At 62.8% G+C, this 10,172-nt stretch carries 9 protein-coding genes and 2 pseudogenes; 8 read left to right on the top strand and 3 right to left on the bottom strand.

Features of this window, described 5'->3' with window-relative positions:
- The first annotated feature begins 251 nt into the window (after positions 1–251).
- The 3 genes from M1L58_RS22915 to M1L58_RS23700 all read left to right on the top strand — a co-directional run bounded on the left by M1L58_RS22915 (position 252) and on the right by M1L58_RS23700 (position 2,065).
- Positions 252–476: a hypothetical protein gene (locus M1L58_RS22915; RefSeq protein WP_248660582.1), complete on the top strand. Its 225-nt coding sequence runs from the start codon at positions 252–254 to the stop codon at positions 474–476.
- Positions 477–1,303: 827 nt separating this feature from the next.
- Positions 1,304–1,729, top strand: coding sequence for an ArdC family protein (locus M1L58_RS23705; protein ID WP_227026574.1), 426 nt, complete (start codon positions 1,304–1,306; stop codon positions 1,727–1,729).
- A 117-nt stretch (positions 1,730–1,846) separates the two neighbouring features.
- Positions 1,847–2,065 carry a transposase gene (locus tag M1L58_RS23700; protein WP_244216531.1) on the top strand — a complete coding sequence of 73 codons (219 nt, stop codon included), beginning with the start codon at positions 1,847–1,849 and terminating at the stop codon, positions 2,063–2,065.
- Positions 2,066–2,116: 51 nt separating this feature from the next.
- Here M1L58_RS23700 and M1L58_RS22900 read toward each other — a convergent pair whose 3' ends face one another.
- Both M1L58_RS22900 and M1L58_RS22895 read right to left on the bottom strand, forming a co-directional pair.
- Complete coding sequence (locus M1L58_RS22900) at positions 2,117–5,158, bottom strand: MMPL/RND family transporter (protein ID WP_127963148.1); 3,042 nt, start codon at positions 5,156–5,158, stop codon at positions 2,117–2,119.
- 86 nt (positions 5,159–5,244) lie between these two features.
- The gene (locus M1L58_RS22895) at positions 5,245–5,871 is read right to left on the bottom strand and encodes a TetR/AcrR family transcriptional regulator (protein ID WP_127963147.1); all 627 of its coding nucleotides are present in this window, start codon (positions 5,869–5,871) and stop codon (positions 5,245–5,247) included.
- 208 nt (positions 5,872–6,079) lie between these two features.
- On the opposite strand from M1L58_RS22895, the gene M1L58_RS22890 reads away from it, so the two are divergent.
- The gene (locus M1L58_RS22890) at positions 6,080–6,556 is read left to right on the top strand and encodes a PaaI family thioesterase (RefSeq protein ID WP_127963146.1); all 477 of its coding nucleotides are present in this window, start codon (positions 6,080–6,082) and stop codon (positions 6,554–6,556) included.
- On the opposite strand, the gene M1L58_RS22885 is transcribed toward M1L58_RS22890, so the two are convergent.
- On the bottom strand, positions 6,534–7,637 hold the full coding sequence (locus M1L58_RS22885) for an AraC family transcriptional regulator (protein WP_282579027.1): 1,104 nt from the start codon (positions 7,635–7,637) through the stop codon (positions 6,534–6,536). The genes M1L58_RS22890 and M1L58_RS22885 overlap by 23 nt on opposite strands.
- Before the next feature lie 60 nt (positions 7,638–7,697).
- Between M1L58_RS22885 and M1L58_RS22880 the strand changes: the two genes are divergently transcribed.
- From M1L58_RS22880 to M1L58_RS22865, 4 genes and pseudogenes are all read left to right on the top strand, one after another.
- A complete protein-coding gene (locus M1L58_RS22880; RefSeq protein ID WP_127963145.1) occupies positions 7,698–8,018 on the top strand; it encodes a 2Fe-2S iron-sulfur cluster-binding protein in 321 nt (106 codons plus the stop codon).
- Positions 8,019–8,044: 26 nt separating this feature from the next.
- A complete protein-coding gene (locus tag M1L58_RS22875; protein ID WP_154884660.1) occupies positions 8,045–9,436 on the top strand; it encodes a cytochrome P450 in 1,392 nt (463 codons plus the stop codon).
- Positions 9,433–10,017 (top strand): annotated as a pseudogene (locus tag M1L58_RS22870) (NAD(P)/FAD-dependent oxidoreductase); the annotation flags it as partial. The gene M1L58_RS22875 and the pseudogene M1L58_RS22870, both read left to right, overlap by 4 nt.
- Positions 10,014–10,172 (top strand): annotated as a pseudogene (locus M1L58_RS22865) (IS21 family transposase); the annotation flags it as partial. The pseudogenes M1L58_RS22870 and M1L58_RS22865, both read left to right, overlap by 4 nt.

The following is a 10,172-nucleotide window of genomic DNA, read 5'->3' as shown; positions in this document are numbered from 1 at the left end:
CATACCCCCCCCCGGGGGGGCGGCCCCCCGCGGGGGCGCGCCCCACCAACCCCCGACCGGACTACCCCGAACAGGTGACACCATCACCATCACCATGACCATCGCACCATCACCATGACCATCGCCGGCGAACTGTTTCCCCGCTGCGCCCTACCCGGCTGCGCGAACCCCCGACACCCAAGGCCACCCCCTGCGGCCAATGCCGCCGCGACTTCGGCCCGATGCTGCGCCACAACCCCGACGGGCAACCGATGACCGCCGACGACCAAACCACCCGCGACCAGGCGATACGCACCGCATATCGCGCCCAGGCCAACGTCCGCCTCGAGGCAGCCGCCGACCGGCTGCGTGCCGTCGAGGCCAAGGCGAGCAGCCCAAACCCGGCCAAACGTGCTGGCTGTTCGAACAACGCCGCCTGTGTGTCCTCATCGCCCGGCCAGTGGGAATGCCGCGACTGCCGACAGATCACCGGCTGAACCGCGCACCAGGCGGCTACCGCCCGTTCTCCGCTGCGCTCCGCTCGTGCGCTCCAACCACTTTCACTCGCTACGCTCGTACGACGAAAGTGGCTTCCGGCGCGCCTGCCTCTTCGGGGTTGACGGCCAACCCCCGCCGGTCCCCCAGGTCTCTCGACGTCCGCCACACCGGCCGGACCACAACGAAGGGACTCCTCATGGATTACATCGCTCACACCGTCACCGCCGCCGCCGAGGGCAGCGTCGCCCGCATCCTCTGGGCAGCAGCCGACCTCGCCGCCACCAACCCCGAGACGGTTGACCCCATCCACGACGCCGGACTCCACATCATCGCCGCCGGGCAGACCACAGCCCGACGGGGCACCGCCGCCATCGAGCTCGCCACGATGGTCGCCGCCGACTGCCACCCCGGCTGGCCGCCACGATCGGGACCAACGACGACTGGGCCGCCTGGCAGCAGGTACTCACCGAGCCCTGGCCCATCCTCGCCGACGCCGCAGGCATCGCCGCCCGGATCGCCGGCCTCGAAGCCCACATCACCCCGGGACGCTGGACCCTCTGACCGGGCAGCGGTCGGGGTCGCCACCACGGCGGCCCCGGCCCGAGGTCTGTGTCGTCCTCGACTACTCGACTACTGGACTACTCGACCAGTCGGCCCGAGACCGAACGACAGATCAGCGGAGCGGCTACGCCGCACCCACCTGAACTGGGGTTGCTTTGCTGACCCCCACCAGTCTCTTACCTCTGGTCGGCGCGGCGACAAGGGCCGCGAAAAACTGGCCCGCCCTACGGGTTACAGACCTGCGGCCCGGGCATCATTTGGCGTTGTGAACACCGTTGCACCGGCCTCCCGCCTGGCAACGCGATGGCAGGTGTCACGCAAAGCACCGGCCCGCCGAGGCCGACACCGCAGGGAGGCACCCACCCAGGCCCGTACCGCCACCACCAGCCGCGAAGACCGCGCCGCCGCACACCGCGAACTCGCCGCGCAACTGCACGTCACCATTACCGACACAGTCGCCGCACTCACCGACACCGCTGAATGGGCCGCATTCTTGGATTACGCCACCACGTTTCACGCCTACAGCCTCAACAACCTGATGTTCATCCTCGCCCAGCGCCCCGACGCCTCCCAGATCGCCGGATGCAACAAGTGGCTCGAACTCGGCCGCCACGTCCGCAAAGGCGAAAAGGTGATCTGGATCAGCAAGGCGCGCCGCCGCGGCCTCGCAGACCTTGACCTTGCCTGGTGAGGTGACCACGGCACTGCTGCAGCACGGCGGTGACCTCCCGGATGGCGCTCACTCGCCAGATCGCCGAGCTGGACAAACAGATGACCAAGGTGTTTCGCCTACGCCGGCCTAGCGCCGGTGCCGCATCATTCAGGCAACCGGCGCGGCGCCTTGCGCAGACCGCAGCGTTACCCCCGCGGTCTGCGCAAGGTGTTCTACATGGCGGCACTGAACACCTCGCAACGCGACGGGCCCTCCTGTGAGTTCTACCAGCGTCAACGACGCGAGGGGCGCTCGCACGTGGGTCGGGTGTGGTGCCGCGCCCGACCGTCGAGCGGGTGTCAGTCGATGAGGTAGGCGCGATGGCTGGATGACTGGCTGGGCCGGTCAGATTCGTTAGATGTGTTGCTAGCGGGATGCTGGACGCGTGTCGGTTCGGGTACTCGGCCACCAGCTTGCTCTACCGACAATTGTGGCGATGGTGGGCACGACGATGGTGCGCACAATGAAGGTGTCGAGCAAGAGACCAATGCCGATGATGAGTCCGACCTGGGTCATGATCGAGATGGATCCGGCCATGAGTCCGAACATGCTGGCAGCGAAGATGAGTCCGGCCGAGGTGATGACCGATCCGGTGTTGGTGACGGTTCGCAGGACCCCGATGCGGATGTTGTTTTGGGATTCTTCGCGTAGGCGAGAGATGAGAAGCATGTTGTAGTCGGCGCCAACCGCGACGAGGACTATGAAGGCCAGTAGTGGCACGGGCCAGGCGATATCGGTTTTGAGAATGTGTTGAAAGATCAGGACGCCGATACCCAGTGCCGCGGTGTAGTTGAGAACGACGGTGCCCAGAAGGTATAGCGGCGCGATGAGTGCGCGGAGCAGGAGGATCAGGATCAGGCCGACGATAGCGAGGGTGGCCAACGCTAGGAGTCGAAAGTCATCGGCGAGTAGACGTTGCAGATCGGCGTTGATGGCGGGGAACCCGGCTATCGCGATGTTGGAGTCCTGCAGGGTTGTGTTCGGTCTCGCGGCGCGTGCGACATCGGTGATTGTGGCAGCCAGCTGCATGGCCTCGGTGCTGTAGGGGTCGAAGCTGGTTTGTATTGCGTAACGCACGGTATGGCCGTCGGGCGAGACGAACTGGCGAGCGACATCGACGAAACGGCGGTCTGAGTTGGCCTGAGGTGGGAGGTAGAAGCCGGTTGCGGAGTCTGTTCCGGAGGTCTCGCGGGCGGAGGTTTGTAGCTGTGTGGCTAGCGCGGCCATCCCGGCGAGTTGTTGCAGGTTGCTGTCGATCAGCGCGGACACACCGGCGGCCAGCTGTCGTGATCCCGCCGCGAGTTGACTGATACCTGTTTGCAGTTGGGTGAGCTTGCCGGGAAGGTCTTGGCTGTTGATGCTTCCCAGCGTGGAGCCCAGGGAGTTGGCGGTGGAAGTGAGTTGATCGGTGATCGTTGCGATCGGTGTATCCAACTGCGCGAGTTGTGTTGACAGCGTGGTGAGCTGGTCGAGGGGTCCGTTGTTCAGCGCGGCGTCGAGATTGCGGGTCTGCGCGCGGAAAGCTTCGCACTGCGGGACTTGGGTGCACCAGGGCGCATTATCGAGGATTGGCAGGATCGAGGTCACTGTTGCCAGGGCTGCAGATGTTTGGCGAGTGAGCGCGGCCAGCTGTGGGGCATTCTGAGAAGCGCGATCGAGTGCTGGTGCGGAGGCGGCGAGTTGGCGTAGTAGTGGCTGGTACTGCTGAATCTGTTGCCCAGTTGTGCTCGCCTGATCGAGGATGCCGGCCAGCGGTGCCAAGTTGGTGCGTACCTGGGTGTCGAGCTGAGTAAGCCCGTCAGCGAGTTGAAATGCGCCTGTACGTAGCTGCTCGAGGTCACCTCGGCGGTTCTGGCCATCGTCGACCGCACTCGTCAACCGGTTCCCGATCTGGCCGTTCTGCCAGGACAACTCAGCTTGCTCGAGCTTGTCCCCGGTGGGACGTGTAACGCCGATGACTCGAGTCACTCCTGGGATCTGGGATACACGTGAGGCCATCTGCTCAAGATCGGCCAGCCCGCTGGCAGTACGGAGATCAATCGGCGCATCTACAACGAGGAACTCAGTGATAGTGACGTCTTGAGGGAAATGACGGTCGAGCAACGCGTAGCCTTCGTTGCTGTCGGTTGTCGCGGGTTGCCCCTCACGATCGTCGAAGGTGATCTGGATGCCCATCGCGAAGACGCTGAGCACGACCAGCCCGACCAAGGTCAGTGCCAGCAGCGGCACAGGACGCCGAACGACGAGCACGGCGACGCGATTCCAGTACTTCCGCGTCAGATCTCGTCGGGGTGCGCCCCAGCCGAATCGTGCCGCCCACAGCAACACCGGTGGTAACAGGGTGATCGTGGCGAGGAATCCGATGAGGATGGCGATCGCGCATGCCGGACCCAAGGTGGAGAACACGCTGAGCTGACCAAATACCATCGCCAAAAAGGCCAGTGCCACCGTGGCAGCTGAAGCCAGGATGACCCGTCCAATGGTTGCTGTCGCGTCCACGAGAGCAACCTCAGTGGTGGCGCCCTGGCGCAGCCGTTCGTGATAGCGACTGATGAAGAAGACTGAGTAGTCGACCCCTGCTCCAAGCAGAATGACGGTCATGAACGCGACGGTGAACTGCGACACCGGCATACCGAGCTCGCCGAGCGCGGACAAGATGCCACGGCCCACGCCGAGGCTGACGCCGATCACCAACAATGGCACCAGCGCGGTGAACAGCGATCGGTAAACGACCAACAGAATGATCGCGATAAGCGCCACCGTCGCCAGAGTGATCACGACTAAATCGCTTTCAGCACTCACGATCTGATCACTGAAAGTGGCCGTCGGCCCGGTGACATGAACAGTGGTGCCAGTACCCTCAAACACGCGATGCGCGGTTTGGCGCACGGTCTCCACAGCATGAGTGGCCGTTGGCCCCCCCAATGTTCCAGCTACCCCGACAGGCAGGTACCAGGCTTGCCCATCCTCACTCAACGCCTGACCGGCCGTCGTCGGATCGGAAAGCAAATCCCGCACCGACTGCACATCGTCGAAATTTTCGCGCAACTGCAGAACGAGCATGTCGTAGCGCTCCCGCGCCACGTCGGTGAACCCATTCGGATTCTCCATGGTCACGAGAACAGTGGTCTTGGCGCCCTTCTCGCCGAACGCGCCACCCATCTGATCGAGTGCTCGAAACGATGGAACCCCAGCAGGGATCGGATCAACCGACTGCTGCCGCACCACCGTCTCCAACTGGGGAAACAGAATCGCCAAGACGACACCCACGGCCACCCACACCCCGATGACGAGAGGTCTGTGCGCCAAGGTGAACCGCGCCAACCGTCCCAGTGTTGTGCTGTACTCGCTGCGCTCCACCAACCGGCGCGCCGTCAAGCGCCCATCACTCGGACGTTGGACCACCATACGCAGCACCTCACCCTCGACCCAGCCCGCTTCTGAAACCGGCAGTAGCGTTACGGTACTAGCAGTAGCGTGGATGTGGAAGGGGGTTAGGTAATTTGGTGCCGCCGGTGGGCCGTGAGGAAATCGTCGACAAGTTGTTCGAGATCGCCAACGGTCATCGACCGAATACCCGTGAGCTTGGCAAAGATAAGGGGGCCTGCCAGCTGAGTGACTGCCATGGTCAGATCGAAGTTGTCGAGCTCAGCCGTGGCCACATCGGTCGTTAAAACTCGATCGAATGGCTCTCGATACTGCTCGACGACTCGACGGCGCAGTGGCGCGAGCGCGTTCTGCTCCCCGTCGGATTGCTCGGATTGCCCGGGTTGTTCGGGAAGCATTGCCAACCATGCCAGCGTCGTCAACTGCAGCGGTGCCTGCTCGATTAGTTCAGCTTGCCGCTGCATCAGCTTTAGCAGGTCATCGCGGATCGACGTCGTCATCGCGGGGGTCTCGGCCTGGGGTAACAACCGCTCGAAAGCAGCCGCCACCAGATCTGTGGAGCTCTCGAAGTGACGATACAAGGTAGTGCGAGCAACACGAGACAGTCGAGTGACCGCCTCCACGGTAACGGCTTCGACCCCGCCGCTGTTCAGCAAGGTCACAGCGGCATCCAACAAACGCTGGCGCGACCGAACCCGCCTCGGGTCAACATCGTCGGAATCGATGGTTTCCACCCTGGCCACTCCCTATGAAACCAAAATCAAGAACCTCTGACTCCACAACAATACCGTCGGTAACAGAACGAAACAGCCAGTGGCGGTACCGATGGAAGGCTCGAGGGGGGGGCCTTATGAGTGGCGCCACGACTGTGGCACTGTCGTCAACAGTACCGTCTGTAGCGCTTCGCTACTAAGATGAGCGGCGACCAAGGATGATCCCCCCATGACAGCACCCATCAAACTGCCCGCGCACTCCCCTCACTGCATGGGCTGCGGGCCTGAGAACTGTAGCGGCCTGCAACTTGTGGCCTACCGCGACGATGACCAGGTTTACGCCAATCATTCATTTACCGAAAAGCAGGTGGGCGGACCGGGTTTGGCGCACGGTGGGGCTATCTCAGCAGCGTGCGACGACATCATGGGTTTCACCCTGCATCTTGCCGGCACCCCCGCGGTCACCCGCACACTTACCGTCAGGTACCGTCGGCCGGTGCCTCTGCACGTACCTGTGCGGCTCACCGCGTGGATAGTTGAGAGCGCCGATCACCTGCTACACATCGAAGCGACCGGGACGATCGAGCAACAGGTCTTCTTCTCTGCTGTTGGCGAGTTCGCGAAAGTGGATTTGGCGCACTTCCAGCGGTATGCAGATTCGTCTATTGTCGACAGCTTCTTTGTCAATTTTCTACGCCCGGACTGACAACGTCAGGGGCTGCCGATTGTCGACGTTGTTGACCCGCACGGGTGTGTCGGAAGTGCGACGGAGAGCAGCCGACCCAACGTGTGAACGCGTGGGAGAAGCTCGCAACATCGCAGTACCCCAGTTCGGCGGCGATTTGACCAACTCCTACTCTGGGATCATCCAAGAGGCGGACGATGGCACGCTCCCTCATGAACTCCTGCCGCAGGCGACGCAATGTGGTGCCTTCGGCCTGGAGGTGGCGCTTGAGCGTACTCACTGAGACCGCCAGCTCTCCGGCGATCTGATTGCTGTCGATTCGAGCAGGGCCTGTCTCGAACTGAGCGCGGACGAGCTGCGTATATGAGCTACTGTGCCGCTGGTTGAAAACACGTCGCAGTTCAGCGATACCGACCCGGTAGGCGACGGGGTCCGAGAAGCGGCACACCTCATGGAGCACGTGAGCCGGAATCTGCACGAACGATGCCGGTGCATCAAAGACAAGCCGGTGCGCGACGTCCCCTTCGTTTGGCGGCGCGGTCGGTGCTGGGCAGGTCAGGTGTAATTCCACCGACGGGACAGCACCGGCAAGTATCTCCACCAGGCGTAGTACGGCCAGGCCCCCGTAGGTGACGGCGAAGCAGTCAGTACCGGCGCTGTCGGTGCGCCCAGCAAGAGTGATGGTCAGACCAGTGTCGCCATGGTGAAAATCTGCGCTCAGCGCGGTTGTGATCAAGGGCAGGAATCGAAGCAGCTCAACGATTTCAGCGACAGACCCAGCGCTGACCAGCGGCAGGCTCAGTGGGCCGAAAGAAGTTAGCTGGGCGTGTTCGGCGAACGCGACACCCAGCCGAAATCCGTCGCGGGGTCCCATATTTGGGTAGACCTCACGAAACCACCGCACCGGCACTTGCGCCTCTCGCTGTATCAGCGATCTGAGGTCGACGTGCTCCCTGATCATGATTCGGCTGAACGCTCGGGTCTCCTCCTCCCCCAGCGCACCGCAGTCGAGGAGCTGCGCGAACGCCAAGGGGGGCACCCCAGGTTCAAGAGGAGGGATCACAGTGAGCCAAATTAACAACTCATTGCGACGTTGGACCATGGATTGGGTGAACCCGATGCGTCCAGACTCGAGGAAGCACTCACGATCAAGGAGGCGGCCATGGCCACGATCACCTATGTCACCCATGACGGAGACAACTATCCCGCCACGCTGACGCCTGGCAAGTCATTGATGCAAACCGCAGTGGACGAGGCGGTTCCGGGAATCGACGGGGACTGCGGCGGTGAGGCGGCCTGCGGGACCTGCCATGTCATCGTCGACGCGGCGTGGATTGACACCGTCGGCCTTTGCACCGAGGTCGAGGAGGAGATGCTCAGTATGCACCCGGAACGCGAAGCGAATTCCCGACTGTCGTGCCAGATGGTGGCGTCCGACGAATGGGACGGCCTGGCGGTCCGCCTCCCCGAATTTCAACTCTGACCCCGGACAGCCCACAGGAGCATCGCATGAACATCGCAGCCACGGTCACACAGAAGGCGCAGTCCCTCATTCCGATCGATCTGCAGATCCGCGGTGCGCATCTGTACGACAAGACGCGGCGAGTGGTCACGCGTACCGATGGGCAGACGATGTTCACTGAGACACCGATCCCCCCCGTCGACGAGGTCGATCTTCTCGACATCGATCTGAGCAACCCGTTCCTCTACCGCCAGGGCAAATGGCGCTCGTACTTTGAGCGCGTCCGCAATGAGGCGCCCGTGCACTACCAGGCGCACAGTCCCTTCGGTCCGTTCTGGTCAATCACCCGCCACGCCGACATCATCGCTGTCGATAAGAACCATAAGGCGTTCTCCGCCGAGCCATTTATCATCATCGGTAGGCCGCCGCGATTCATGGACATCGCAATGTTCATCGCGATGGATCCCCCCCGGCACGATCAGCAGCGAGCCGCCGTCCAAGGAGTCGTCGCCCCAAAGAACTTGCGCGAGATGGAGGGGCTCATCCGCTCCCGCGTCAAGGACGTTCTCGACGGTCTGCCGAGCAACGAACCGTTCGACTGGGTCAAGAACGTGTCGATCGAACTGACCGCACGCATGCTCGCCACCCTGCTCGATTTCCCCTACGAGCAACGTCACAGGTTGGTCGAGTGGTCCGACCTCGTCACCTCGATGGAGCAGGCCAACGGCGGACCCTCAGACAACGACGAGGTGTTTCGCGAAATGGTGGCCATGGCGCAGGGTCTCAGCGCCCTGTGGCGGGACAAAGCCGCACGGACCGCGGCCGGAGAGGAGCCCGGCTTCGATTTGATCACCATGCTGCAGAGCAACGACGACACCAAGAATCTCCTCGACGATCGCCCGATGGAATTCCTTGGAAATCTGGTGCTACTGATCGTCGGGGGCAACGACACCACCCGGAACTCCATGAGCGGCGGAGTCCTGGCGCTCAACGAGTTCCCCGACCAGTTCGCGAAGCTCAAGGCCAATCACGACCTCGTCCCCAACGCGGTGTCGGAGATTATCCGGTGGCAGACGCCCTTGGCATATATGCGGCGCATCGCCAAGACCGACGTGATGATCAACGGTCAGTTCATCCGCAAGGGCGACAAAGTCGTGATGTGGTACGCGTCTGGAAATCGCGACGAGCGCGTGTTCGAACGCCCCGACGAGCTCATCGTCGACCGCTCCAACGCCCGTAACCACATCGCTTTCGGATTCGGCGTGCACCGATGCATGGGCAACCGGCTCGCCGAGCTCCAGCTTCGCATCCTCTGGGAGGAACTCCTGCAGCGTTTCGACAACATCGAAGTGGTGGGCACCCCCGAGTACGTCCAGTCGAATTTTGTTCGCGGTATCAGCAAGATGATGGTGCGCCTGACACCCAAGGAGGATTCGTGACAGCAAATCGCGCGGTCATCGTCGGCGCCAGCCACGCGGGCGCTCAGCTCGCGGGCAATCTCCGCAAGGAGAAGTGGGATGGCGACATCCTGCTCATCGACGATGAAGGCAGGTTGCCCTACCAGCGCCCGCCCTTGTCGAAGGCGTACCTGGCTGGTACCTCGGAACTCGATGATTTCGCGATCCGCGGACGGCAGTTCTACGAGCAACAGAGCATCGAGCTCGACGCCGAGACTGTGATAGCGATCGACCGCGATGCACGCTCCGTCACCATGGGCAGCGGGAACGTAGTCACCTACTCCCGGCTGGCCATCTGCACGGGCGCGCGTGCCCGCCAACTGCCGGTGCCCGGCGCTGAACTCGCAGGCGTCCATTCTCTGCGCACTGCGTCCGACGTTGAGGCCATCCGTGCTGCGGCCGTACAGGGCCGGAGAGTCGTCATCGTCGGGGGTGGCTACATCGGTCTGGAAACGGCCGCTTCACTACGTGCTCTGGGAGTGGAGGTGACTGTTCTTGAAGCCGCAGCACGCGTCCTCGAACGGGTTACGGCACCAGTGGTGTCGGCGTTCTTCGATCGGATCCGGCTGATCGTGTGGTCTATCGGCCCGGCGGGTGCTCGCAGTGGGACCTGTGGTTCCCCGATTATCGAATCCCATTGGGCCATGGCCAGTTCGGCATTCTTCCGGTCCTGGTGATGACGTTGGCGTTCTCCCGGTACCGGTCGGCAGTGATGATC

This window comes from Gordonia sp. C13 (assembly GCF_023218005.1).
GTDB lineage: Bacteria > Actinomycetota > Actinomycetes > Mycobacteriales > Mycobacteriaceae > Gordonia > Gordonia namibiensis.
Note: the sequence above shows the minus strand (reverse complement) of the source record. Positions and strands in the feature narration are given on the sequence as shown.

What these genes read in the sequence shown, in the direction of transcription:
- M1L58_RS22890 (WP_127963146.1), top strand. Translation starts at nt 6,080, where the DNA reads ATGACAGCACCCATCAAACTGCCCGCGCACTCCCCTCACTGCATGGGC.
- M1L58_RS22880 (WP_127963145.1), top strand. Translation starts at nt 7,698, where the DNA reads ATGGCCACGATCACCTATGTCACCCATGACGGAGACAACTATCCCGCC.
- M1L58_RS22875 (WP_154884660.1), top strand. Translation starts at nt 8,045, where the DNA reads ATGAACATCGCAGCCACGGTCACACAGAAGGCGCAGTCCCTCATTCCG.
- M1L58_RS22915 (WP_248660582.1), top strand. Translation starts at nt 252, where the DNA reads ATGACCGCCGACGACCAAACCACCCGCGACCAGGCGATACGCACCGCA.
- M1L58_RS22885 (WP_282579027.1), bottom strand. Translation starts at nt 7,637, where the DNA reads ATGGTCCAACGTCGCAATGAGTTGTTAATTTGGCTCACTGTGATCCCT.
- M1L58_RS22900 (WP_127963148.1), bottom strand. Translation starts at nt 5,158, where the DNA reads ATGGTGGTCCAACGTCCGAGTGATGGGCGCTTGACGGCGCGCCGGTTG.